Source organism: Oerskovia turbata (genome assembly GCF_000718325.1).
Taxonomy (GTDB): Bacteria; Actinomycetota; Actinomycetes; order Actinomycetales; family Cellulomonadaceae; genus Oerskovia; species Oerskovia turbata.
On record NZ_JOFV01000009.1, the window covers coordinates 20,627 to 45,368 of the forward strand.

General features: G+C 73.5%; 20 protein-coding genes. 12 read left to right on the forward strand and 8 right to left on the reverse strand.

All coding sequences use genetic code 11. From position 1 onward, the window contains the following. Positions 1-118: 118 nt before the first annotated feature. The 4 genes from IE95_RS0111300 (at position 119) to IE95_RS0111315 (ending at position 3,926) form a co-directional block, all read left to right on the forward strand. Complete coding sequence (locus IE95_RS0111300; protein ID WP_030151733.1) at positions 119-718, forward strand: hypothetical protein; 600 nt, start codon at positions 119-121, stop codon at positions 716-718. A gap of 477 nt (positions 719-1,195) precedes the next feature. Continuing rightward, positions 1,196-1,816 carry a DUF47 domain-containing protein gene (locus IE95_RS0111305; protein ID WP_030151734.1) on the forward strand — a complete coding sequence of 207 codons (621 nt, stop codon included), beginning with the start codon at positions 1,196-1,198 and terminating at the stop codon, positions 1,814-1,816. Positions 1,817-1,821: 5 nt separating this feature from the next. Beyond that, positions 1,822-2,826: an inorganic phosphate transporter gene (locus tag IE95_RS0111310; RefSeq protein WP_030151735.1), complete on the forward strand. Its 1,005-nt coding sequence runs from the start codon at positions 1,822-1,824 to the stop codon at positions 2,824-2,826. A gap of 164 nt (positions 2,827-2,990) precedes the next feature. Further along, positions 2,991-3,926, forward strand: coding sequence for a hypothetical protein (locus IE95_RS0111315; RefSeq protein WP_036571906.1), 936 nt, complete (start codon positions 2,991-2,993; stop codon positions 3,924-3,926). A gap of 112 nt (positions 3,927-4,038) precedes the next feature. Here IE95_RS0111315 and IE95_RS0111320 read toward each other — a convergent pair whose 3' ends face one another. The 4 genes from IE95_RS0111320 to IE95_RS19640 form a co-directional block, all read right to left on the reverse strand. Further along, the gene (locus tag IE95_RS0111320) at positions 4,039-5,061 is read right to left on the reverse strand and encodes an NUDIX hydrolase (protein ID WP_084690154.1); all 1,023 of its coding nucleotides are present in this window, start codon (positions 5,059-5,061) and stop codon (positions 4,039-4,041) included. Then, entirely contained in the window at positions 5,058-7,391 is a 2,334-nt protein-coding gene (locus IE95_RS0111325) for an RNA degradosome polyphosphate kinase (RefSeq protein ID WP_030151738.1), read from the reverse strand. Before IE95_RS0111325 ends, IE95_RS0111320 begins: the two co-directional genes overlap by 4 nt. Further along, a complete protein-coding gene (gene mshD, locus IE95_RS0111330) occupies positions 7,388-8,386 on the reverse strand; it encodes a mycothiol synthase (RefSeq protein ID WP_051703024.1) in 999 nt (332 codons plus the stop codon). The genes IE95_RS0111325 and mshD overlap by 4 nt, the downstream gene beginning before the upstream one ends. A 64-nt stretch (positions 8,387-8,450) precedes the next feature. Then, on the reverse strand, positions 8,451-9,710 hold the full coding sequence (locus IE95_RS19640; RefSeq protein WP_051703025.1) for an alpha/beta hydrolase: 1,260 nt from the start codon (positions 9,708-9,710) through the stop codon (positions 8,451-8,453). A gap of 174 nt (positions 9,711-9,884) precedes the next feature. On the opposite strand from IE95_RS19640, the gene IE95_RS0111340 reads away from it, so the two are divergent. From IE95_RS0111340 to recQ, 3 genes are read left to right on the forward strand one after another with little or no spacing between them, the layout of a single operon-like run. Continuing rightward, complete coding sequence (locus tag IE95_RS0111340) at positions 9,885-11,129, forward strand: NAD(P)-binding domain-containing protein (protein ID WP_051703026.1); 1,245 nt, start codon at positions 9,885-9,887, stop codon at positions 11,127-11,129. Continuing rightward, a complete protein-coding gene (locus IE95_RS0111345; RefSeq protein ID WP_051703027.1) occupies positions 11,126-12,598 on the forward strand; it encodes an MFS transporter in 1,473 nt (490 codons plus the stop codon). Before IE95_RS0111340 ends, IE95_RS0111345 begins: the two co-directional genes overlap by 4 nt. Continuing rightward, complete coding sequence (gene recQ, locus IE95_RS0111350) at positions 12,558-14,450, forward strand: DNA helicase RecQ (protein ID WP_030151743.1); 1,893 nt, start codon at positions 12,558-12,560, stop codon at positions 14,448-14,450. The genes IE95_RS0111345 and recQ overlap by 41 nt, the downstream gene beginning before the upstream one ends. 66 nt (positions 14,451-14,516) lie before the next feature. Here the strand turns inward: recQ and IE95_RS0111355 are convergent, their stop codons facing one another. After that, positions 14,517-15,146, reverse strand: a complete 630-nt coding sequence (locus tag IE95_RS0111355) for a GNAT family N-acetyltransferase (protein WP_084690184.1) — start codon at positions 15,144-15,146, stop codon at positions 14,517-14,519. A gap of 271 nt (positions 15,147-15,417) precedes the next feature. Here IE95_RS0111355 and IE95_RS0111360 point away from each other — a divergent pair, with 271 nt between their 5' ends. Next, positions 15,418-16,272: a hypothetical protein gene (locus IE95_RS0111360; RefSeq protein ID WP_051703028.1), complete on the forward strand. Its 855-nt coding sequence runs from the start codon at positions 15,418-15,420 to the stop codon at positions 16,270-16,272. 133 nt (positions 16,273-16,405) lie between these two features. Here IE95_RS0111360 and acs read toward each other — a convergent pair whose 3' ends face one another. The 3 genes from acs to IE95_RS0111375 form a co-directional block, all read right to left on the reverse strand. Further along, complete coding sequence (gene acs / locus IE95_RS0111365) at positions 16,406-18,436, reverse strand: acetate--CoA ligase (RefSeq protein WP_084690158.1); 2,031 nt, start codon at positions 18,434-18,436, stop codon at positions 16,406-16,408. Between the two features lie 223 nt (positions 18,437-18,659). Next, positions 18,660-20,063, reverse strand: coding sequence for an NAD-dependent malic enzyme (locus IE95_RS0111370; RefSeq protein WP_030151747.1), 1,404 nt, complete (start codon positions 20,061-20,063; stop codon positions 18,660-18,662). A gap of 405 nt (positions 20,064-20,468) precedes the next feature. Further along, on the reverse strand, positions 20,469-21,344 hold the full coding sequence (locus IE95_RS0111375; protein ID WP_051703029.1) for an HAD family hydrolase: 876 nt from the start codon (positions 21,342-21,344) through the stop codon (positions 20,469-20,471). A gap of 200 nt (positions 21,345-21,544) precedes the next feature. On the opposite strand from IE95_RS0111375, the gene ssd reads away from it, so the two are divergent. From ssd to IE95_RS18950, 4 genes are read left to right on the forward strand one after another with little or no spacing between them, the layout of a single operon-like run. Next, the gene (ssd, locus tag IE95_RS0111380) at positions 21,545-22,303 is read left to right on the forward strand and encodes a septum site-determining protein Ssd (protein WP_240666244.1); all 759 of its coding nucleotides are present in this window, start codon (positions 21,545-21,547) and stop codon (positions 22,301-22,303) included. After that, positions 22,300-23,457 carry a TadA family conjugal transfer-associated ATPase gene (locus IE95_RS0111385; protein ID WP_036571908.1) on the forward strand — a complete coding sequence of 386 codons (1,158 nt, stop codon included), beginning with the start codon at positions 22,300-22,302 and terminating at the stop codon, positions 23,455-23,457. Before ssd ends, IE95_RS0111385 begins: the two co-directional genes overlap by 4 nt. Further along, positions 23,454-24,113 (forward strand): hypothetical protein, encoded by a 660-nt coding sequence (locus IE95_RS0111390; RefSeq protein WP_129429564.1) that lies wholly within the window; start codon positions 23,454-23,456, stop codon positions 24,111-24,113. The genes IE95_RS0111385 and IE95_RS0111390 overlap by 4 nt, the downstream gene beginning before the upstream one ends. Further along, positions 24,110-24,724, forward strand: a complete 615-nt coding sequence (locus tag IE95_RS18950) for a type II secretion system F family protein (RefSeq protein ID WP_240666245.1) — start codon at positions 24,110-24,112, stop codon at positions 24,722-24,724. Before IE95_RS0111390 ends, IE95_RS18950 begins: the two co-directional genes overlap by 4 nt. Positions 24,725-24,742: the final 18 nt, after the last annotated feature.

A 24,742-nucleotide genomic window follows, 5' to 3' on the forward strand; every position in this document is an offset into this window, starting at 1 on the left:
TGCTGAGGGCAATAGTTGCGGCGAACATGTTCTCGGGCGTCCCGTCGCCGAGCACCGTGCGTACGATCGAGACGTGAGCGAACAACCGGCCCCCAGTCACCGCCCGCGCCGCCCCGCGATGCTCGACCCGCGCGAGGCCGACGAGCTCCCCGGCGACCTCGACCCCGCACTGCGCGACCAGATCGCCCACACGACCGCCGCCGCGATCGTGCACGGCGCGCGCGCCGCCGAGGACCCCGAGGTCGTCGACCGCCTCATCCGCCTCGTCGAGACCGAAGGCCTCGACGTCGTGTCCGGCCTCTGGGCCGACTCGGCCCCCGCGACCCTGCCCGGTGCGCTCTGGCGCCTGTACGTCCTGCGCGAGTGGGTGCGCCGCGACCCGCAGACCGTGACGCTGCGCTACCGCCTCGGCGTCGATGCCGCCCCCGTCCAGGAGGTCGTCGCCGGCGTCGTGAGCCCGCCCGGACCCGAGGACGTGCGCGAGCTCGCCGACGCCGTGCTCTCCGGAGTGTTCGCCGGCGACCTCTCCGTAGCCCTCGAACGGGCCGCCGCGTTCTGCCGCATCCTCGCCACGGGCGCCGCGTTCGACGCTGACGCGCGCGAGGCCGCGGACCCGGACTCCGCGCTGCGCATGACACGCGGCGCCTCGTCGCTCCTGCGCACCGCCGAGGAGCTCGAGCACTCCGCCGCGCTGTGGCGGGCTGACAGGCTCGACTGACGCGGCGCCGTCGGGCCGCTGTGCGTTCCCTGTGCGCCGTGCCCCGCGGGAGCTCGTCAAACGGCTCGAAGGGCCCTGCGGCCTGCGGGTTCGAAGCCTCCGGGGCGCGGGCGTACGATGGTTCACGACGTCGGGTCGCGGTAGCCCCGGGCTCCAACATCAGCCGCTTCGAGCGGCCTTCGCGCCGACAGGCGCTCCCGGCCCGGCGTCGCCCCCCACCACGACGTGAGCGCCGTCCGGCGTGCCCTCTCGGAGGCCCTCGGACGCTCCCGCCGGTCGCCGAGAGCGATTGAACGTTCAGGCGACAGTTCGGCTACATTTGACGAGCGTTAGAGATGCGTTAGCGCGCCCTCCGGCGCGACTCACCACAGCGTCACCTTCCAACAGAACACCTGTGACATCCGGGTGACGATCGCTCCGAGCGGTCGTCACCTGCCTGTGAAAACCCACCAGCGTCCAGCCCTTTCGGAGCCTCCCGTGCGCTTGCGCCTCACCCCGCGCGATACCTCGTTCTTCGACCTCCTCGCCGACTCCGCTCAGCACCTGGTCACCGGGGCGAACCTCCTGGCCGAGCTGCTCGGCGCAGACCGCCCGACCCGCAAGGAGCTCGCCAAGAAGCTCGCGGAGACCGAGCACCTGGCCGACGACGCGACGCACACGATCATGCGACGCCTCAACCAGACCTTCGTCACGCCGTTCGACCGCGACGACATCTACGGGCTGGCGTCCGCGCTCGACGACTGCATGGACTACATGGAAGAGGCCGCGGACCTCATCGTCCTGTACAAGATCGAGGAGCTGCCCGCCCGCGTCGGCGAGCAGGTCCAGGTCCTGCAGCGCGCCGCCGAGCTGACCGCCGAGGCGATGCCGCGCCTGCGCTCGCTCAACGACCTCGCCGAGTACTGGGTCGAGGTCAACCGCCTCGAGAACCAGGCCGACAAGATCCACCGCAAGCTCCTCGCCGAGCTCTTCGACAACGTCTCCGACCCGATCCTCCTCATCAAGCTCAAGGAGGTCATCGAGATCCTCGAGCAGGCCGCCGACGCGTTCGAGAAGGTCGCGAACATGGTCGAGACCATCGCGCTCAAGGAGTCCTGAGCCCCGTGGAATTCGCTCTGGTCGTCCTCGTCGTCGCGCTCGCGCTGAGCTTCGACTACACGAACGGATTCCACGACGCGGCCAACGCGATCGCCACATCCGTCTCGACGAGGGCCCTCACACCGCGCGCCGCGCTCATCATGGCCGCGGTCATGAACTTCGCGGGCGCACTCCTCGGGACCGAGGTCGCCGAGACCATCGCGACCTCGATCGTCGACCTCAACGGGGTGGACCCGCACGAGGCGCTCATCGTGGTGCTGTGCGCCCTGGTCGGGGCCATCGTGTGGAACCTCATCACGTGGTGGTTCGGGTTGCCCTCGTCCTCGACGCACGCGCTGATCGGCGGCCTCGTGGGCGCCGGCCTCGCGGGCGGGCTCATGATCTACGGTCAGGCGATCGTCGACAAGGTCGTCCTGCCGATGATCTTCTCGCCGCTCGTGGGCTTCGGCCTCGCGTTCCTCGCGATGGTCGGCCTGCTCTGGGCCTTCCGTCGCGCCGCGCCGTCCAAGACCACGCGCCGCTTCCGCCTCGCCCAGACCGTGTCCGCGGCCGCCATGGCCCTGGGCCACGGCCTGCAGGACGCGCAGAAGACCATGGGCGTCATCTTCATGGCGCTGCTCACCGTGGGCTGGGCCAGCCCCGACGAGGGCATCCCGCTGTGGGTCAAGCTCGCCGCGGCCGCCGCGATCTCCGCCGGAACCTACTCCGGCGGCTGGCGCATCATGCGGACCCTGGGGCGCAAGATCATCGAGCTCGACCCGGCGCGCGGCTTCGTCGCCGAGTCCGTGTCCGCGATCGTCCTCTACGTCAACGCGTTCGCGCTGCACGCACCGGTCTCCACGACGCACACCATCACGTCCGCGATCATGGGCGTCGGTGCGACCAAGCGACTGTCGGCGGTGCGCTGGGGAGTCGCGAAGAACATCGCCGTCGCGTGGGTCCTGACGATCCCCGCCGCAGCGCTCGTGGCCGCGCTCATGTTCTGGATCCTGTCTCCGATCCTGCTCTGAGCGCTCCTCTCCCGAGTGTCAGAACGAGCGTGGCCTCGAGGTCACGCTCGTTCTGACACGTTCTGGGTGCGTGAGCCGTGCACAGGGAGCGTCCGTGCGCCGTCGTCCACAGCCCCCGGTCCTCCTGGGGACGAGCGCCCGCCCGACGGCGCATCCTCGGTCCCATGTCCGGATCCTCTTCCGCCCTCCTCACCGTGGCGGGACTCGCACGCCTCGCTGCCCGACAGGCCCAGGTGGTGACTCGCACGCAGCTCGCGGAGCTCGGGGTGAACCGCTTCCACGTCGCGAGCCAGCTGAGCGCACGTCGTTGGCAGCTCGGCGCCCCCGAGGTCCTCGTGCTGTACAGCGGGCCGCTCGCACCCGACACCCGGCTCTGGCTCGGCGTCCTGGCGGCCACCGCCCCGGTCGCCGTCGGGTCGTGGACCGGGCTGGCCCTCCACGGGCTCCGTGGCTGGGAGAGGCCCGGGGTACACCTGGTCGTCCGACGAGGAAGTCGGCCGCCCCGGCTCGCCGGTGTCGTGGTGCACGAGTCGCGACGGCCCGCGCCCGAGGACATCGAGAGTCGTCGCGGTCTGCCCGTGCACCGGGTCGAGAGGTGCGCGATCGACGCCGCGGCCTGGCAGACCTCGCCGCGCACCGCCGTCGGGCTGCTGGCTGCGGTGGTGCAGCAGCGGCTGACCACGCCGGAGCGCCTCTGGGAGCAGCTCGACCGGGTGGGGAAGGTGCGATTCCACCGACTCATGCGGGCGAGCATCGCCGACATCCGTGGAGGGGCCGACGCGTTGAGCGAGATCGACTTCTCGACGCTGTGCGACGAGCACGGGTTCCCGCCGCCCCGCCGTCAGGTACGGCGTCGGGACGTGCGCGGCCGCTGGAGGTTCCTCGACGCCGAGTGGGAGCTGCCGGGTGGTCGGCGGCTCGTGGTGGAGATCGACGGAATCGGGCACATGGAGGTGACTCGTTGGTACGACGACCTGCTGCGGGGCGCCGAGCTTGGCCCGGACGAGGGCACGGTGACGATCCGGCTGCCCGCGGCCGCCGCCCGGATCGAGCCCCTCCGGGTCGTGCGGATCCTGGAGCGCTACCTTCCGCGGGCCTGACGTGTCAGAACGAGCGTGACCTCCAGGTCACGCTCGTTCTGACAACTTGGTGCCGAGCACAGGGGTGTCAGAGTGGGCGTGCACCCAAGGTCACGCTCCTTCTGACAGCACCTCAGTGCAGCGGCGGCGCGACCTTCTCCGCCGCGAGCACCCTCGGGCCCCGGGACGTGTCCGCGACGTGCGCCACGAGCATCTCGCCCGGCTCCAGGAACGGGTCCTTGCTCGGCAGGGCGTTCGCGACGGGGCGACGCGAGTGCTGGCCCAGGACGTCGAGCACCGTCGGCAGGACGGGCCGGTGCGTGCACAGCACGGTCGACCGCTCGGACTCGAGGAGCTCGCGCACCGTGCGGGCGACGCGCGACGGCGACCGCTCGTGCTGGGCCTCGGACAGGTGGTCGATCGAGATCCGGTCCAGCCGCGCGGCCTCCGTGTACGGCGAGATGGTCTGCTCGCACCGGTTCCACCGGCTCGTGACCACGGCGTTGACCCCGTACGCCGCGAGCACGGGCACGAGCGCGACCGACTGCGCATGACCCGCGGGCGTCAGCGGCCGGTCCTCCTCGGCGCCGTGCCACGCCGCACGGGTCACGGCCTTGCCGTGGCGGGCGATCACGACCACGCGGGTCGCGAGACGGTCCTGGGCGAACTCCTCGGCCAGCGCCGCGAGCGGTCCGCGGTCCGCCTTGCGCGTCACGCGCCGGGCCGCCTCCTCGACACCGAGCCACACGGCGTCGTCGATCTCGTCGAGCGACACCGCGGGCACGGGGGCGCGCGCAGCGAGCGGTCCCGCGTCCCGGACCCGCTTGGCCTGCCGTGCAGCCCAGTAGTGCACACGCTTCACACGGCCCTCAGGGGTGAGGTACTGCAGGCCCGGCAGCGGTACGCCGAGTACCACGGGCCGGCCCGTCTCCTCGGCGACCTCACGCACGGCAGCCGTCTGGAACGCCTCGCCCGGGTCGAGCTTGCCCTTGGGCCACGACCAGTCGTCGTAGCGGGGCCGGTGCACGAGCTTGACCTGGAGCTCGCCGTCGCGCACCCGCCACACGAGCCCGCCCGCAGACTCGATCACGGGGGCGTGGGGGACGTGCGTGGGGCCGAGCGTGTCCACGAGCGGTGCGAACGAGGACGAGCTCATCGACCCATGCCCAGCCGCCGACGTTGTCGGGTGATGAGGGTCGACTGGATGTCCAGGAGCGGACCGTCGGAGCCGTTCGCGTGCCGCTCCCACGACCCGTCGCTCTGCAGGTGCCACGAGGCCGTGCCGTCGTCCATCGAGACGTCGACGAGATCGATCAGCCCGCTGATCTGGTCGGGGTCCACGAGCCGCACCAGGGTCTCGACGCGGCGGTCGAGGTTGCGGTGCATGAGGTCGGCCGACCCGATGAAGACCTCGGGCCCGGACTCGGGGCCGTCGGCGATCGCGGGGCCGCCCGAGTTGGCGAACGCGAAGATGCGCGAGTGCTCCAGGAACCGGCCCAGGATGGACCGCACCCGGATGTTCTCGCTGAGCCCCGGCACCCCGGGGCGGATCGCGCAGATCCCGCGGACCACGAGGTCGACCCGCACGCCGGCCTGCGAGGCGCGGTACAGGGCGTCGATGATGGTCTCGTCGACGACTGAATTGACCTTGAACTTGACCCAGGACTCGCGCCCCTCCCGGGCGGCGACGGCCTCGCGCTCGATCCGCTCGACGAGCCCCGAGCGCACCGAGCGGGGCGCGACGAGGAGCCGGTGGAACCGGGACTGGGGCGCGTAGCCGGACAGCTGGTTGAACAGCCGCGTGAGGTCCTGGCCGACCTCGGGGTCCGCGGTGAGCAGACCGAGGTCCGTGTACAGGCGTGCGGTCTTGGGGTTGTAGTTGCCCGTGCCGACGTGGCAGTAGCGCACGAGGCCCTCGGGCTCCTGACGGACCACGAGCGAGAGCTTGCAGTGGGTCTTGAGCCCCACGATCCCGTACACGACGTGCACGCCGGCCTGCTCGAGCTTGCGGGCCCAGGAGATGTTGGCCTGCTCGTCGAAGCGGGCCTTGATCTCGACGAGCGCGAGGACCTGCTTGCCGGCCTCGGCCGCGTCGATCAGGGCGTCGACGATGGGCGAGTCGCCCGACGTCCGGTAGAGCGTCTGCTTGATCGCGAGCACGTTCGGGTCGGCCGCGGCCTGCTGCAGGAACGTCTGGACCGACGTCGAGAACGAGTCGTACGGGTGGTGCAGCAGGATGTCGCGGTCGCGGATCGCGGCGAACACGTCGGTCGGGCTCGCGCTCTCGACCTCCGCGAGGAAGCGGTGCGTCGTCGGCACGAAGCGCGGGTAGTGCAGGTCCGCGCGGTCGAGGTCCGCGATGAGGTTGAGGCCCGTGAGGTCGAGCGGCGCGGTCAGCTTGAAGACCTCGTCGTCGGCGACGTCGAGCTCTCGCACGAGGAGCTGGCGGATGCGGGGGCTGATCCCGTCGGCGATCTCGAGGCGCACGGGCGGGCCGAACCGGCGGCGCAGCAGCTCCTTCTCCATGGCCTGGAGCAGGTTCTCGGCGTCGTCCTCCTCGACCTCGACGTCCTCGTTGCGCGTCACACGGAACGTGTGGTGCTCGCGCACCTCCATGCCGGGGAACAGGTGGTCGAGGTGCTGCGAGATGACGTCCTCGAGCGGCACGAACGACGTGGGGCCCTTGTCCGGGTCGGCGGCCTGCGAGCTGGGTGCGGACGGGCGCCCGCGCGAGTCGACCGCGATGAACCGCGGCAGCAGCGGCGGCACCTTGACACGCGCGAAGTGCTCCTTGCCCGTCGTCGGGTTGACCACGACGACCGCGAGGTTGAGCGAGAGCCCCGAGATGTACGGGAAGGGGTGCGCGGGGTCCACCGCGAGCGGCGTCAGGACGGGAAAGATCTGCTTGCGGAAGAACTTGTGCAGGCGCTCCTGCTCGCGCGTGTCGAGCTCTTCCCAGCGCAGCAAGGAGATGCCCTCGGTCGCGAGCGCGGGCTGCACCTGGTCCGAGAACACCGCGGCGTGGCGGGCCATGAGCTCGTGCGCGCGCTCGCTGATCGCGTCGAGCACCTGGCGCGGTGTCAGCCCGGACGCGGCGGTGACCGCGAGGCCCGTCGCGATGCGTCGCTTGAGCCCTGCGACGCGGACCATGAAGAACTCGTCGAGGTTCGACGCGAAGATCGCGAGGTAGCGCACGCGCTCCAGCAGGGGCTGCGTCTCGTCCTCGGCGAGCTCGAGCACGCGCTGGTTGAACGAGAGCCAGCTCAGCTCGCGGTCGGCGAAGCGGTCCGCGGGCAGGGGCTCGGCGTCGAGCACCTCCCTGTCGATCGTGCCGGTGACCGGTTCCTCCTCGGCGATGTGCTCGGCGATGTGTGCTGCGAGCTCGGGGTCGAGGACGGCTCGCGGGCTGGACGCGCGCACGGCTTCCGGCTGCTGGTCCGGGCGCGCGGGGGTGCGGACGCCGGGACGGACGGTGGAGTCGGTCATGACTTCATGGTGGCATCACTCGGTGAACTTTGGGTGACGGGGTTCACTGCCGGCGGCCCGTACTGGACGTCGACGGTGTCCTGGCCGAAGCCGGCCCCGAGGTAGGTGCGGGTCGCGGCGGCGTTGTCGCCGTCGACGTAGAGGACCGCGCGGTCGAGCCCGCGTGCGGCGAGGTGCGCGAGCCCGACGGCGGTCAGCACCTTCCCGAGCCCCTGGCCCTGGGCGTCGGGGTCGACGCCCACGACGTAGATCTCGCCCTCGCGCACGGTCCCGGCCGAGGACCCGGTCCGGTCGGTGGGCACCTTGGTCCACAGGAACCCGGCGAGCGAGCCGTCCTCGCGCTCGAGGAGGAAGAAGCCCTCGGGGTCGAACCAGTCCTCGGCGACGCGGGCGTCGAGGTCGGCCTGGTCGAGGCGGCCCTGCTCGGGGTGGTGCGCGAAGGCGCGCGCGTTGACGCGGAGCCAGGCGGCGTCGTCGGGCCCGGGGCGGAACGTGCGCAGGCTCAGGCCCGCGGGGATCTCGGGGCGCTCCCACGCCCCGGACCGCAGGTCGAGCCCCATCTTCCACAGCTCGCGCACGACGACGAGCCCCGCGTGGGCCGCGAACGCCCGCGCTGCGGGGAGGTCGCCGTGCGCCCACACGTGCAGGACGCCGCCGTGCTGGCTGGGCTCGCCCGAGCGTGCGGGCAGGGTCGCGTCGCGCTGCGCGGTGCGCAGCAGCATGCGGCCGGTCCGACGGCGGCGCGCGGCCGGGTGCACCACGAGCTCGGCGCTCGCGACGTCGCCGCCGCGGTCGACCTGGGCGTACCCGGTGACCGTTCCCTCGTCGTCGTACGCGACGACGTGCGTGAGGTCCTCGTCGTCGACGCCCAGGCGCAGGAGGGGCTGCTCGGAGAGGGGGGCGACGCCGTCGGACTCCTGGGCGGCCGCGGCCAGGGCGCGGACCTCGTCCGCGGTGGCCGGGTCGAGCGGGCCGATCTCGAGGGGGGAGCGCATGGCTCCATCCCATCACGTCGGGTGCGGGGTCACCGAGTCGTCGGCGGGTCGTCGAGCGCCCGGCTCAGGGGTGCGCCAGGTGCTCGGAGAGGAACATCAGGCCGTACGGCAGGCCCACGTGGACCATGGCCCACGTGTGCCCCTGACCCTTCTCCTCGCGCAGGGCGACGGTCTGGCCGCGCTCGGTGAGCACCGCGGCGAGCCGGCGGTTGGCCTCGCGGTCCTTGCGCGGCGACTCGGTGCCGCCGTCGAGGAACACCGCGACGGGCTCGGGGAAGTCCATGGTCGGGAGGTAGTGGCTGGGGGAGTTGGTGTCGAACTCCTCCTGCGTCGCGAGCATCGCGCGGCCGCCGTCTCCCGGGTCGCCGTACGGCTCGAGCGCCATGATCGCGCCGAACGTGTCGAGGTGGCGCAGGCCCAGGTTGAGCGCGCAGAAGCCGCCTGAGGACATCCCGCCGATCGCGCGGTGCTCGCGGTCGGGCACGGTCGGGAAGTTCTTGTCGACCCACGGGATCACGACGCCCGTCACGTACGTCTCGACCTGGGCGCCGCCCGTGGTCGAGTCGAGGCACTCGGTGTCACGCGCCGAGGGGCCCTGCCCGTTGACGTCGACCGCGACGAGGATCATGGGCTCGACGAGGCGAGCCGTGAGCAGCGTGTCCATGACGTTCGCGCTGTCGGCCGCGGCGAACCAGTCGCTCGGCTGGCCGGGGCTGCCGTGGAAGAGGTAGACGACGGGGTAGCGCGTGGCCGCCGAGGGGTCGAAGCCGGGCGGTGTGTAGACCCAGGTCGTGCCGTCGGCCATGCGCAGGTCGGGGGCCGTGACGGGCGTCGAGGTCACCGACCCCGCCTCGGAGGACCCGTCGCGCTCCGACGGCTCGTCCCGGTGGCTGGGCGGCGGGTCGACGAGCCCCCACCCGGCCATCGCGGTGCGCAGGGCCGCGACGTTGGGCACGTAGCCCGCGTACGTGTTGACCGCGACCGTGACCGACAGCACCACGAGGAGCCCCGACGCGACCGTCCCGACCCAGGCGCGCCACGCGCCGCGTCCGTGGGCACCGCCGCGGCTCGTGCCGTCGCCCGCGCGGCGGGCCGCCGCACGACGTCGCCGGTCCCACGCCACGAGGACGGCGACGGCTGCCGCGGCGGCCGTGAGCAGGGCGACCGTCCACCACGACGACAGCCAGTCGCCGCGTCCCGCGAGCTCGCGCAGCACCGCGGGCGGCAGGGTCGCGGCGGTCTCGGGCTCGGGGAGCGGCACGGTCGCGGACAGCAGCGAGGCGCCCGGCAGGGGAGCGCCGGGAAGGGCGTCGAACGGGGTCACCCCTCCAGGGTGCCTGCCGCGCACGGGTCGCGCCGGGCCGACACCCAGGCGGCCGCCAAGGTCCACGGGACGTCCACGGGGTGTCCCCACGGTGCGCGCGCATGCCTGCCCCGCTGTGCGGCGCGTCACGGACGGTCCCGGATGGGTCCCGGCACGCGCGGGGTTGGTACGGGAGTGAGCACCTCGCCCGGACCCGCCCAGCCGTTCGACGTCGACGTCCTCGTGGTGGGCGCCGGACAGGCCGGGCTCTCGGCCGCGTTCCACCTGCGGCGGCGGGGCTTCGTCCCGTTCGGGAGCGACGGCCGTGCGTCCGTGCCCGACGACGGAGCCTCCCCGGGCGGGCGGCGCACCTTCGTGGTGCTCGACGCCGCGCCCGCCCCGGGAGGTGCGTGGCAGTTCCGCTGGCCGTCGCTCACGATGGCGCAGACGCACGCGGTGCACGACCTGCCCGGCCTGGCCCTCGACGCGGGCGACCCGCAGGAGAGCGCGAGCACCGCCGTCGGGCGGTACTTCGGTGCGTACGAGCAGGTCAACGACCTGCGGGTGCTGCGGCCCGTCGCGGTGCGCGAGGTGCGCGACGACCCGTCCGGCGCGCTCCTCGTCGAGGCGACCACGCCCGACGGGCCGGTGACGTGGCGTGCGCGGACGCTCGTCAACGCGACCGGGACGTGGACCAAGCCGTTCTGGCCCTGGTACCCGGGCCGTGACACGTTCGCGGGCACGCAGCTCCACACGCACGACTTCGGTGGCGCCGAGGACTTCGCGGGCAAGCGCGTGGTCGTCGTGGGCGGCGGTGCGTCCGCGACGCAGTTCCTGCTCCAGATCGCGCCGCACGCGGCCTCGACCACGTGGGTCACGCGCCGTGAGCCCGTGTGGGTCGGCGGCCCGTTCGACGAGAACCGGGGCCGCGACGCCGTGGCCCTCGTCGACGAGCGCACACGCGCGGGGCTGGCCCCGGAGAGCGTCGTGTCGGTCACGGGCCTGCCGCTCACGCCCGCGTACGAGGCGGGCATCGCCTCGGGCGTCCTGCACTGCCTGCCCATGTTCTCGCGCGTCGTGCCCGACGGCGTCGCGTGGGACCCCGGCGTCCGTCCCGACGGCGTGACGCACCAGGGCGCCGACGTGATCCTGTGGGCCACAGGCTTCCGGGCCGCGCTCGACCACCTCGGACGGCTCGGGCTGCGCGGACCCGGAGGGGGGATCGTCATGGACGGTCCGACAGTGGTCGCCGACCCGCGCGTCCAGCTCGTCGGGTACGGGCCGAGCGCGTCGACGATCGGAGCGAACCGGGCCGGGCGGGAGGCGGTGCGGGCCGTCCTGCGGGTCCTGGGAACGAAGGTGTCAGAACCAGCGAGAGCTCCAGGTCACGCTCGCTCTGACAGCTCGACGGTGGCGCACGCCGATAGGCTCACGCAGTGAGCGCCCCCCACGTCGAGCCCGCCGACCGAACCCTCCGCCCGCCCGTCGACCGCATCCAGCGCCGCACCGTCACCGTCCTCGCCGCGAGCCAGGTCTTCGGCGGGATCGGGGTCGCGACCGGCGTCGCCGTGAGCTCGCTCATCGCGTCCGAGCTGTCGGGTTCCGACGCCATCGCGGGCCTCGCCCAGACCACCGCCGTCGTCGGGGCGGCCATCATCGCACTGCCCCTCTCTCGCCTCGCCGAACGCCACGGCCGACGGCGGTCGCTCACCACCGGGTACGTCGTCGCCCTCCTCGGAGCGCTCCTCGCGGCGACCGCGACCTTCCTCCAGACCTGGCCCCTGCTGCTCGCCGGGATGCTCCTCTTCGGAGCCGGCTCCGCGACCGGGCTCGCCTCACGCTTCACCGCGACCGACCTCGCCCGCCCCGAACGCCGCGCCACCGACCTGTCGGTCGTCATCTGGGCGACGACCATCGGGTCGGTCCTCGGACCGAACCTCGCAGGCGCCACCGAGAAGCTCGGCCTCCTCCCCGGCCCTGCCGGGGAGCACGGCGCGCACGGCACCTCGGCCGCGCCCCTGCTCGTCGCAGCCCTGGCGTTCGCCGCGGCCGCCGCGTCCGTCTGGCTGCTCCTGCGCCCCGACCCGCTCCACGTGGCCGCCGCGCGAGCCGCCGAGCAGACTCCCGCCGGCCGGCCCGAGCAGGCCGGGACGCACCCGACCGGTACGCACCCGACCGGTACGCGCCCGACCGGTACCGACGCGGCGAAGGACGCCACGCCGTCGGGCCCCGTGGACGCCCCGGGCACCGCCCGCACCCCGGCGCCCCCGCGCCCCGGCTTCCGTGCCGGGCTCGCCGCCGGGTGGGCCGTGATCCGCGCGTCCGCGACCGCCCAGCTCGCGCTCGCGGCGATCGTCGTGAGCCACCTCGTGATGGTCGGGCTCATGTCCATGACGCCCGTGCACATGGGACACGGCGGCGCGAGCCTGCAGATCATCGGGATCGTCATCAGCGCGCACATCGCGGGCATGTACGTGCTCAGCCCCGTCATCGGGTGGGCCGCGGACAAGGTCGGCCACTCCCGCGTGCTCGTGCTGGTCGGGGTGATCCTGCTCGCCTCGGCCGTGATTGTCGCCGGGGCACCGAGCGACGACTCGGCACGGCTGACCGTCGGGCTCGTGCTGCTCGGCGTGGGCTGGTCGTGCGGGCTCGTGGCCGGGTCGGCGCTGCTCATCGACGCGACGCCGGCGACCGACCGGACCCAGGTCCAGGGACTCACCGACTTCGCGATGAACCTCGGCGGAGCCGTCGGCGGGGTGCTCGCCGGGATCGTCATCGCGGTCTCGTCCTACGCCGCGCTCTCCTGGGGCGCCGCGGTCCTGCTCGTCGCGTACCTCGTGCTGGTCGTGGGCAGGCTCCTGAGGAAGGATGGGCCGCGATCCCCCGGACGCCGCCCGACCCGATCGTGAAGGAAGCACCCACCCCGTGACAGCATCCGCCCTGCCCGAGACCCGCACCGCGCTCGACGTCCTGACGACCGTCTTCGGGTACGACCAGTTCCGGGGCGACCAGGCGGAGATCATCGACACGGTCCTGCGCGGGCAGGACGCGCTCGTCCTCATGCCCACCGGTGGGGGCAAGTCGCTGTGCTACCAGATCCCCGCGCTCCTGAGACCCGGGACGGGTGTGGTCATCTCGCCCCTGATCGCCCTCATGCAGGACCAGGTCGACGCGCTGTCCGCGCTCGGCGCGCGCGCCGGGTTCCTCAACTCGACCCAGTCGCTGCCCGAGCGCCGCGCCGTCGAGGACGCCTTCCTCGCCGGAGAGCTCGACCTGCTGTACCTGGCCCCCGAGCGGCTCGGGGTGCCAGAGACCGTGCGCCTCCTGCAGGCGGGGACGGTGTCCCTGTTCGCGATCGACGAGGCCCACTGCGTCTCGGCCTGGGGCCACGACTTCCGCCCCGACTACCTGCGGCTGACCGTGCTCGCCGAGACGTGGCCGGACGTCCCGAGGATCGCGCTCACCGCGACCGCGACCCGGCAGACGGCCGACGAGATCGTCCGACGGCTCGAGCTGCACGACGCCCGCACCTTCGTCTCGAGCTTCGACCGCCCCAACATCACCTACCGCATCGCCCCCAAGGACTCCCCGCGCACCCAGCTCGTCGACCTGATCCGGGCCGAGCACGCCGGGGACGCGGGCATCGTCTACTGCCTCTCGCGCGCCTCGGTCGAGACCACCGCCGAGCACCTCAACGCCCACGGGATCCCGGCACTGGCCTACCACGCGGGCATGCCCGCCCACCTGCGCGCAGCGAACCAGTCCCGGTTCCTCCGCGAGGACGGCATCGTCATGGTCGCGACCATCGCGTTCGGCATGGGGATCGACAAGCCCGACGTGCGGTTCGTCGCGCACCTCGACCTGCCCAAGTCGGTCGAGGGCTACTACCAGGAGACGGGCCGCGCCGGGCGCGACGGCCTGCCGTCGACCGCGTGGCTCGCGTACGGGCTCCAGGACGTCGTCCAGCAGCGCCGCATGATCGACACGTCCGAGGGCGACGCGGCGCACAAGCGACGCATGGGCGCGAACCTCGACGCGATGCTCGCCCTGTGCGAGACCGTCACGTGCCGCAGGGTCCAGCTCCTCGCGTACTTCGGCCAGGACGGGCCCGCGTGCGGGAACTGCGACACGTGCCTCGCCCCGCCCGAGTCCTGGGACGGGACCGTCGCCGCGCAGAAGGTCCTCTCGACCGTCCTGCGCCTGGAACGTCAGGGGCAGCGCTACGGCGCCGGGCACGTCGTCGACATCCTCACCGGGAAGCCGACGCCCCGGATCACGTCGCTCGGGCACGACCAGCTGCCCGTCTTCGGGGTCGGTGCGGACCTCAGCGCCACCGAGTGGCGCACGGTCGTCCGGCAGATCCTCGCGCAGGGCCTGCTCGGCGTCGACAGCGAGGGGTACGGGACCCTGAGCCTGACCGAGGCCGCCGACCCGGTGCTCGCCGGCACGCAGGAGGTCAGGCTGCGCCGGGACGTGCGGGCCGCCAAGACGTCCCGCGCCCGCAAGCCCGCCGCCGCGGCGGCCGACGCGGAGCTGACCCCCGACGCCGCGGCGCGCATGGAGAAGCTGCGCGCCTGGCGGAGCGCGACCGCCAAGGAGGCGGGTGTGCCGGCCTACGTCGTCTTCCACGACGCGACCCTGCGGGCGCTCGCGCAGCGCAACCCCGTCTCGATCGACGACCTGTCCGACGTCAGCGGGATCGGCGCCGCCAAGCGCGAGCGCTACGGCGCGGCGATCCTCGAGCTCCTCGCCGAGGGGTAGCGCGGCCTGCGGCGTGCGGCGTGCGCCGCGTCGTGCGTTCGGGCGTGGGCGGCCGGGCGTGCGCCGTCAGTGGGCGCCGAGCTGCTTGGAGAAGATCGTCGTCGACACGAGCGCGCCGCCCGCGACCCGGGCGAACCCGGGGACGGCTCCGACCTCGGTCCAGCCCCACCGGCGGAACAGGGACTCGGCCAGGCTGCCCGTCTCTGTGTCGAGCGTCAGGAGCGAACGCCCCTCGGTGCGCGCGAAACGTTCGATCGTCGCCATGAGTCCCGGCGCGAACCGGTGCCCGCGGGCCCGACGGTGGACCAGGAGCTTGACGACCTCGGCACGGTGCGCGCCGTCGTCCTTCGAGGTCAGGTCGAGCGAGGCGGTCGCGACGATCTTCCCCGAGTCGTCGCGACCGACCCACGTGCGGTGGTCCGGGGCCGCGAGGAACGCGGACCACCAGGCCGTCGCGGCCTCCCTGGTCGGCGCCTTGACCCAGCCGACGCTCGCACCGCCCTGGACGCAGTCGACCAGCACGTCCGCGAGGTGCGACAGGTCGGTCGTCCTGGCGGCGAGGCTGTCGAGCAGCGAGAGTCCCGCAGGGGCGCTCGGAGCCGGTCGGCCCGACCGGACAGCGGTCCCACCGCGGCGGGACGAGGAGGCGAGCGCGCCGCCACCGGGCGCGGGGAAGGTGAGGGGTTCGATGCGCATGGCCGTCACGGTAGCCACGGCGCGTTTCGCCCCCGTGAACGCCAGGAGAGGCTCGTGTGACGGAACCTGCGCAACGTGTCAGAGCGAGCGTGGCCTCTGGGCCACTCTGGTTCTGACACCTCGCCGACGCGACCGAGCCTGTCAGAGCGAGCGTGGCCTCTGGGCCACTCTGGTTCTGACAACCCGCGGGGCGGGTCGCCGCGCGACGCGCGCCCCCGCCGGGAAGACTGGGGACTCCCGCGTCCCGTGACGTGCACCCTCAGGAGGTCCCGTGTTCCTCAGCCTGCTCGCCGCCGTCGCCGCCGCGATCGGCTACGGCGTCAGCACCGTCATGCAGGCCGTCGCGGCCCGTCGCGCCCAGGGGCTCGCGGTGGTGCGCCAACCGCTCGTGATCCTCGCGTTCACGGTCGACGTCGTCGCGTGGCTGTTCTCGCTCGTCGCGCTCGACCACCTGCCGCTGTTCGTCGTCCAGGCCGTGCTCGCGAGCTCGCTCGTCGTGACGGTCCTGCTCGCGAAGGTGTTCCTGTCGGTGCCCATGCGGCGGATCGACGTCGCCGCCATGACGGCCATCGTGGCGGCGCTCGTGGTCCTCGGGATCGCAGGCGGTGAGCAGCCGGCGCCCGTCCCGCCGGACTGGTTCGCGCCCGTGCTCATCGGGGTGGCCGTGGGGCTCGCGGTCCTCGCGCTGGTGTCCTACAAGGCCGGGAGCCCGGTGCTGCTCGCCGTGATCGGTGCCCTCGGGTACTCGGGCGCGGCCGTCGCGGCGCGCGGTGCGCACGCGTCGGGGGACATCTGGGACACGATCTTCCAGCCGCTCGCGCTCGCGATCGTCGTGTTCGGGGTCGTGGGCGCGCTCGCCTACCTGCGGTCGCTCGAGCACGGCAAGGTCGGGACGAACGCCGCGATCCTGTCGGTCGTCGAGGTCGTCGTCCCGGGGGCCGTGGGCATCGCGGTGCTCGGGGACACGATCCGCTCGGGCTGGGACCCGGCCGTCGCCGTGGCGGCGCTCGTCGCGCTCGCGGGCTGCGTGGTTCTCGCGACGAGCCCCGCGAACGAGGCGGCCGAGGCGGGGGACGCGAGCGACGGCGTCGGGCCGTCCAAGGACGCGGCTCCCGAGCCTGCGTAGGGCACTCCCGGCCGGGCCGGGGAAGCCCACGAGGCCCGACGGCGGAGCGCACCACGTGCGGTGTCCGCGCCCGAGACCTGTGAGGCCTCGGGCGCGGTTGCCCGGCGCACCGACCGGCTCGGCGCGCCGGGCCTCAGCCCTCCGAGCCTGCGGGCTTCGCCAGGCCCGACGCGATGAGCGTCATGACCGAGGAGTCCGCGAGCGTCGTCGCGTCCCCGACCGTGCGGTTCTCGGCGACGTCGCGCAGCAGGCGGCGCATGATCTTGCCGGACCGCGTCTTGGGCAGCTCGGGGACCACGAGGATCTTGCGGGGCTTCGCGATGGGCCCGATCTCCTTGGCCACGTGGTTGCGCAGCTCGAGCTCGACCTCGGCCGAGCCTTCGGGGGTCGAGGCGCGGTCCGCGTGCTCCCCGCGCAGGATGACGAACGCGACGACGGCCTGGCCGGTCAGCTCGTCCGTGGCGCCCACGACCGCGGCCTCGGCGACGAGCGGGTTCGAGACCAGCGCGGACTCGATCTCCGTGGTCGACAGGCGGTGGCCCGAGACGTTCATGACGTCGTCGACGCGGCCGAGGAGCCAGATGTCGCCGTCCTCGTCCTTCTTGGCGCCGTCACCCGCGAAGTAGATGCCCGGGAAGCGGGACCAGTAGGTGTCCTTGAAGCGCTCGAGGTCGCCCCAGATGCCGCGCAGCATGGACGGCCACGGCTCCGACAGGACGAGGTAGCCGCCGCCCCCGTTCGGGACGGGCTGCGCGTTGTCGTCGACGACGTCCGCGACGATTCCCGGCAGCGGGACCTGGGCAGAGCCCGGCTTGGTCGCCGTGACGCCCGGCAGGGGCGAGATCATGATCGCGCCCGTCTCGGTCTGCCACCACGTGTCGACGATCGGGGCCTTGCCGCCACCGATGACGCGGCGGTACCACATCCACGCCTCGGGGTTGATGGACTCCCCGACGGAGCCCAGGACGCGCAGGCTCGTGAGGTCGAACTTGTTCGGGATCTCATCGCCCCACTTCATGCACGCCCGGATCGCGGTCGGCGCGGTGTAGAAGATCGAGACCTTGTACTTCTCGATGATCTCCCACCAGCGGCCCTGGTGCGGGGAGTCGGGCGTGCCCTCGTAGATGACCTGGGTGGCGCCGTTGAGCAGCGGCCCGTACGTCACGTACGAGTGCCCGGTGACCCAGCCGATGTCCGCGGTGCACCAGTAGACGTCGGTCTCGGCCTTGAGGTCGAACACGTTCTTGTGCGTGTACGCGGCCTGCGTCAGGTAACCGCCCGTCGTGTGCAGGATGCCCTTGGGCTTCCCGGTGGTGCCGGACGTGTAGAGGATGAACAGCGGGTGCTCGGCCTCGACCCACACGGGGGTGTGCTGGACGTCGGCCGCCTCGAGGGCGTCGTGCCACCAGACGTCGCGTCCCTGCGTCCACTCGACGTCCTGCTCGGTGCGCCGCACCACGAGGACGTGCTCGACCGTGGTGGCCTCGGCGCCCTCCTTGGGGGCGAGGGCCTCGTCGACCGCGGGCTTGAGGGCCGACGCGGCACCGCGGCGGTAGCCGCCGTCCGCGGTGATGACGACCTTGGCCTCGGCGTCCGCGATGCGGCTGCGCAGCGCGTCGGCCGAGAACCCGCCGAACACCACGGAGTGCGGTGCCCCGATGCGGGCGCAGGCCAGCATCGCGACGACGGCCTCGACGATCATGGGCAGGTAGATGACGACGCGGTCGCCCGTGGTCACGCCGAGCGCGTTCAGGGCGTTGGCCGCGCGCGAGACCTCGCGCTGCAGGTCCGCGTACGTGACGGTGCGGGTGTCGCCCGGCTCGCCCTCGAAGTGGATCGCGACGCGGTCGCCGTGGCCGGCCTCGACGTGGCGGTCCACGGCGTTGTACGCGGCGTTGAGCGTGCCGTCGCCGAACCAGCGTGCGACCGGCGCGTTCGACCAGTCGAGCGTCTCGGTGAACGGCGTCCTCCACGACACGAGGTCGGTGGCCTGACGTGCCCAGAATGCGAGACGGTCGGCCCTGGCCTCCTCGTACAGCGACGCCTGTGCGCCCGCCTGGGCGGCGAACTCAGGGCTGGGTGGGAAGCTGCGCTCCTCGTGGAGAAGGTTCTCCAGACCCGGCGACTCGGGCTGCCCGTCGACCTGGTTCTCGGTGGTGGTCACATTCTCAGGCACTCTTACCTCCGGTGCGCATCGACTCTGGTGCGGGGCTCATGACGTGAGATCCCCTCCGCCCGCGAGGCGGCGGAAGGGTGCGAGACACGTCGAGCGACGGGGCCTGTCCTGCCCCGACCGGGCCGAGTCTAGACCCCATCGGGTGACCGCCGTCACTGTTTCTCGACATGGGAGAAGGTGCTGACAAAAGCCCACGGGTCGTCGTGCGTCCTCAGGACGCGGCGGCCTCATCCGCGCGGGCCGCGGCCTCGACCGCGGCCGCCACGACGGTCGTGACCTCCGGGTTGAACACGCTCGGCACGATGTACGTCGGGTTGAGCTGGTCCTCGTGGATCGTCGACGCGAGCGCGCGGGCCGCCGCGAGCAGCATCGTGTCGGTGATCTTGTGCGACTGGGCGTCGAGCAGGCCGCGGAACACCCCGGGGAACGCGAGCACGTTGTTGATCTGGTTCGCGAAGTCGCTGCGGCCCGTGCCGACGATGGCGGCGTGCTGCGCGGCCTCGACCGGGTCGACCTCCGGGGTGGGGTTCGCCATCGCGAACACGATCGAGTCCGGTGCCATGGTCGCGACGTCGTCGCCCGTGAGGATGTCCGGGGCGGAGACCCCGATGAAGACGTCGGCCCCCGCGAGCGCCTCGACGAGCGTGCCGCTCACGCGCCGCGGGTTGGTGCTGATCGCGGTCCACGCGAGCGCGGGCGACAGGCCCGGACGGTCGGGGTGGACCACGCCCTCGATGTCGGCGACCACGACGTCGTGCGCCCCTGCGGCCAGGAGCAGCTTGAGGACGGCCGTGCCCGCTGCGCCCGCTCCCGAGAGCACGATCCGCACCTCGGCCAGGTCCTTGCCCACGACCTTGAGCGCGTTCGTCAGGGCGGCGAGCGCGACGATCGCCGTGCCGTGCTGGTCGTCGTGGAACACGGGGATGTCGAGCTCGGCGCGCAGCCGGCGCTCGATCTCGAAGCAGCGCGGCGCCGAGATGTCCTCGAGGTTGATCCCCGCGAAGACCGGCGCGATGGCCTTGACGGTGCGCACGATCTCGTCGGTGTCCTGCGTGTCGAGCGCGATGGGGAACGCGTCGATGTCCGCGAACCGCTTGAAGAGCGCGGCCTTGCCCTCCATGACGGGCAGCGACGCGAGCGGCCCGATGTCCCCGAGGCCCAGCACGGCCGACCCGTCCGTGACGACCGCGATCGTGTTGCGCTTGATCGTCAGGCGACGCGCGTCCTCGGGATGGGCTGCGATGGCCTCGCACACGCGCGCGACGCCTGGCGTGTAGATCATCGACAGGTCGTCACGGTTGCGGATCGGGACCTTGGACTCGATCTGGAGCTTGCCGCCCAGGTGCAGCAGGAACGTCCGGTCGGAGACCCGCTCGACGCTGACCCCGTGCAGCACGCGCAGGGCGCCCACGATCTCCTCGGCGTGGGACTCGCCGCGCGTCGCGACCGTCACGTCGACCGAGATGCGTTCGTGGCCCGACGCGGTGACGTCGAGGGCCGACACGATCCCGCCCGTCTGCTCGATCGCGGTCGTGAGCTCGCTGACCGCGGTGGGCCTTGCCTCGACCTGGAGGCGGACGGTGATGGACGAGGAAACGCTCGGCGCTGAGGTCATGGAGCCAGGGTATTCGGCGTGGGGGACGCTCGACCACGCCCGGACACGGGAACGGCGCCCCCGGAGGGGCGCCGTGCTCGCCAGCGGGGCGGGGGTTAACAAGCGTGCTGCGAGGGTAGGTGCTGCAACGGGTCAAGCCCGGTCAGCCAGTCCTATGCGTGGACTTCTCGCGCGTGGGTTCCGCCCGCCCCTGATGCTGTTGTCCCTCAGTGATACGCCTGTCCCAGGTGCCGCGCAAGGGGTGGGGAGCCGAACGGTGGAACCTCCACGAGGTGTTCGATCCCGAGCCGGGAGGACCCGGACAACGAGGACGCGGTTCGAACGCCGACGCCGCCGGGCACCCGGTGCGACGCACGGTGGCGGGCGGGTCTCGCGACCTGCGCACCGCCGTCGGGCACGGGTTCCCTACGCGGCGGAGTCCTCCTGCGCCGTGCCGCCCGAGCCTCCGCGGACGGCACGCCACACGAGCCACACGACGACCGCGACCGTCACGGCGCCCCCGACCACTGCTGCGGTGCGCGGCGGGGAGAGCTGGGTGCGCAGCGTGACGGGGCGCGTGAAGGTGAGGGTGCCCCAGCCGCTCTCGCCCGCGAGGCGACGCAGGGTGCGGTCGGGGTTGACCGCGAACCCGTGCCCGACCTCGGCGAGCATGGGCGCGTCCGTGATCGAGTCCGAGTAGGCGTAGGACGCGTCGAGGTCGTAGCCGTGCGCCTCGGCGAGCTCGCGGATCGCGGCCGCCTTGTTCTCGCCGTACGCGTAGAAGTCGATCTCGCCCGTGTACCGTCCGTCGACGATCTCCATGCGGGTCGCGACGAAGTGGTCCGCCCCGAGGACCGCGGCGATGGGCTCGACGACCTCCGACCCCGAGGCCGAGACGATCACGACGTCGTGCCCCCGGTCGTGGTGGCTCACGATGAGGTCGACGGCCTCCGCGTAGACGACGGGGTCGATGTACTCGTGCAGCGTCTCCTCGACGATCTGCGAGACGGTGCGCACGTCCCAGCCCGTGACGAGCGCGCTGAGGTGCGCGCGCATGCGCTCGGTCTGGTCGGCGTCCGCACCGCCCACCATGTAGAGGAAGTGCGCGTAGGCGCTGCGCAGCACGTCGCCGCGGCTGATGAGTCCGCCCGCGTAGAAGGGCTTGGAGAAGGCCGCGGTCGACGACGTCGCGATGATCGTCTTGTCCAGGTCGAAGAACGCGGCGACCTTCCGCGGGCGCCCCTCGCGGGCGCCGGTCGTGGGTCGGGGGCCGGGCTGCGGTGAGTCCTGGAGATGGGTCACCCGGCGAGCCTAGCCGCAACCGGCGACCGGCGGGGCGGAATGTCCCGGTTCCAGCGGTGTGGAGGTGGACCACAGGTGCGGAGCCACACAGGTTTTCCACAGGCCCGACGGCGCAGCCCCCACACGCTCGCATCTCGCCCCAGGATGGACACGGCCCGGTCCCGGGCCGGCGACAGGGGGGACGTCCAATGGGCAGGGCAGTGGCAGCCGTGGTGGGTGCGATCGGCGCACGTGGTGGAGCAGGGACGAGCACGGTGGCCGCAGCGCTCGCCGACGGGCTGCGGCGGGCCGGACGGCGCACCGTGCTCGTGGACCTCGCGACACGAGGCGGCGGGATCGACGTGCTGCTCGGGATCGACCACCAGGAAGGGCCCCGCTGGTCCGACCTGCGCGACGCGCGCGGCGCCGTCGACGGGCCCGCGCTCGCCGGCCTCCTGCCCGCCTGGCAGCACGTACCGGTCCTGAGCGCGCACCGCGCCGACCCCGTGACCCTCGACGACGGCGTGGTCGTGGACGTCTGCTCGGCCCTCGCCGACGCGTGCGACGTCCTGGTCCTCGACCTGCCCCGCTCGGTGCTGGAAGGGGCCGCGGACGCCGCCGGGGCGGGGTCCGGCTCGCACGCAGCCCTCGTGGGCGCCTGCGACACGCTCCTCCTCGTGACCCCGCTCGACCTGCCCGCGGTCGCCGGGGCCGTCGCGACCGCGGACCTCGCGACCCGGCACGGCGCCGGGCGCGCCCTGCGCCTCGTGGCACGGCGGCCCGCACCCGGGCGCCTCGACCCGTGGGACGTGAGCGACGTCGTCGGGCTGCCGCTCGCCGGGATCGTCCCCTGGGACCGTGGGCACGCCGCACGCGTCGAGCGCGGCGAGGGGCCCGACGTCCGGTCCCGGCGCCCCCTCGGCCGCGCCGGGACCGAGCTGGCCGCCGCGGTCGGCGCCGCGTCGCGGGGCGCCGCATGACCGGCGACGCTCTCGACGACGCCCTGCTCGCCGAGGTGCGCGGGCAGCTCGTCGGGGGCGCCCCGGCCGACGACGCCCAGCTCCACGCGGCCCTGCGCGGCTCGGGCCGGGTGCTCGGCAGCGCCGCGCTCGCGGACCTGACCCGTCGCGCCCGCGCCGAGCTCTACGGTGCCGGGCCGCTCCAGCCCCTGCTCGACGACCCCGAGGTCACCGACGTCCTCGTCAACTCTCCTGAAGAAGTGTGGGTCGACCGTGGCGCGGGGCTCGAGCGGGTCCCCCTGCACCTGGGGAGCCCCGCACAGGTGCGGGCGCTCGCGGTCCGGCTGGCCGCCGCGGGCGGGCAGCGCCTCGACGATGCGAGCCCCCTCGTCGACGCGCGGCTGCCCGACGGCACACGCCTGCACGCCGCGATCGCGCCCGTGTGCGAGTCCGGGGCCGTGATCTCGCTGCGCGTGCTCCGCTCCCGGGCCTTCGCGCTCGACGAGCTCGTCGACTCGGGAGGCCTGCACCGGTGCTGGGCGCCCGTGCTCCGACGTCTCGTGACGGAACGCGCTACCATGCTCGTCTCGGGCGGCACCGGGACGGGCAAGACGACCCTGCTCGCGGCGCTCCTGTCGCTCGTCCCCGGGCACGAACGGATCGTGTGCGTCGAGGAGGCCCGCGAGCTCGTCCCCGACCACCCGCACGTCGTGCCCCTCACCGCCCGACGGCCCAACGTCGAGGGGGCCGGCGCCGTCGACCTCGCCGACCTGGTCCGCAACGCGCTGCGCATGCGACCCGACCGGATCGTCCTGGGCGAGTGCCGCGGTGCCGAGGTCCGCGAGGTCCTCATGGCCCTCAACACGGGGCACGACGGAGGGCTCGCCACGATCCACGCCAACGCGGCGGCCGTGGTCCCCGCACGCCTCGAGGCGCTCGCCGCGCTCGCGGGCATGCCGCGCGAGGCCGTCGCGGCCCAGGCCGCCGGTGCGCTCGACGTGGTGCTGCACCTGCGGCGGTCCGGGCGGGTGCGGTACCTCGCCGAGATCGGGGTCGTGCGGCGAGACGTCCGCGGAGAGCTCGTGGTCGACCCCGTCGCGACGTGGGACCGTGAGCAGGACCCGGTCCACGGGGCCGGGTGGGACGCGTTCGTCGACCGGTGGGGCGGGGCGTGATCCTCGGCCTGCTCGTCGCGTGCGTGGTGTGGGTCGCGGTCGCGCCGCCCGGGCGGTCGGCGGTGGAGGTCGCCGGTGGGCGCCCGGACCGCAGGTCCCGAGGGAGCCGGCTGTTCACGTGGCGGCGCACGGCCTCGCCGTCCTCGGTGCGTCTCGTGGTCGCGCACGTCGCCTCGCTGCTGCGCGCCGGGGCCGCGCCCGGCACCGCCTGGGTCTCGGCCGCCGCGGTGCGCGTCGACCAGCAGGGGGTGCCCGACCGCGGCGACCTGCTCACCGTGGTGAGTGCTCGCGGGTCGGCCGAGGCAGAGGGGCAGGTCGCGGCCGTCGTGGCGGCGAGCCGCCTGGCCGCCGACGTCGGCGCGCCGCTCGGCGAGGTCCTGGAGTCGATCGCGCGGGCGCTCGCGGCCGAGGCCGAGGCCCGGGCCGACAGAGAGGCCTCGCTCGCGGGACCCGCCGCGACGGCGCGCGTGCTGCTGTGGCTGCCGATCGTCGGGGTGCTGCTCGGGGTCGCGCTGGGGGTGGACCCGCTCGCGACGGCACTCGGCGGGGGCGTGGGGTCTGCCGGGCTGCTCGCAGGAGCGGTGCTCCTCCTGGTCGGTCGGCGGTGGTCGGGGCGCCTCGTGGCACGAGCCCGTGCGGTGGGGGCACCGCCGTGAGCGCGTGGTCCCTGGGCATCGACGGGTCCGTGAGCATCGACTGGTCTCTGGTCGTCGCGGTCGCGTGCGGGTGCCTCGTCGCGTCGAGCGCGTGGTGGGTCGCGCGGGCCGGTGTCGGAGCGCGGCTCGACGAGCTCACGAGGGGCGGGCGTGCCGCAGGGAGCCGGACGGGGCCCGTGGGCCCTGTGGAGATCGGTGTCCTGCTCGAGCTGCTCGGGGCCGCGGTCCGGGCCGGGACGAGCGTCCCGCGTGCGCTCGAGGCCGTGGGGCAGGCGGTCGGAGGGCCCGACGGCGCCGCGCTCGCCCGCGCGGGGGCGGCGGTCGTGCTCGGCGCAGGGTGGGCCGAGGCGTGGGCCGGTGCGCCTGCCCGGCTGGCCGTGGTGCAGTCCGCGCTGGGGCTCGCGTGGGAGCAGGGAGCGGCGCCCGGCGAGGCGCTGCGCGCGGCGGGCGAGCAGCTGCGCAGCGACCAGCAGGCCGCCGCACGTCAGGCCGCGGCGCGCCTCGCGGTGCACCTCGTGCTGCCGCTCGGCGTGTGCTTCCTGCCGGCCTTCGTCCTCATCGGCCTGCTGCCGGTGCTGCTGTCGCTGGGGGGCGGGGTGCTCGGGGGCTGAGCGGCTTGGGTCACCGAC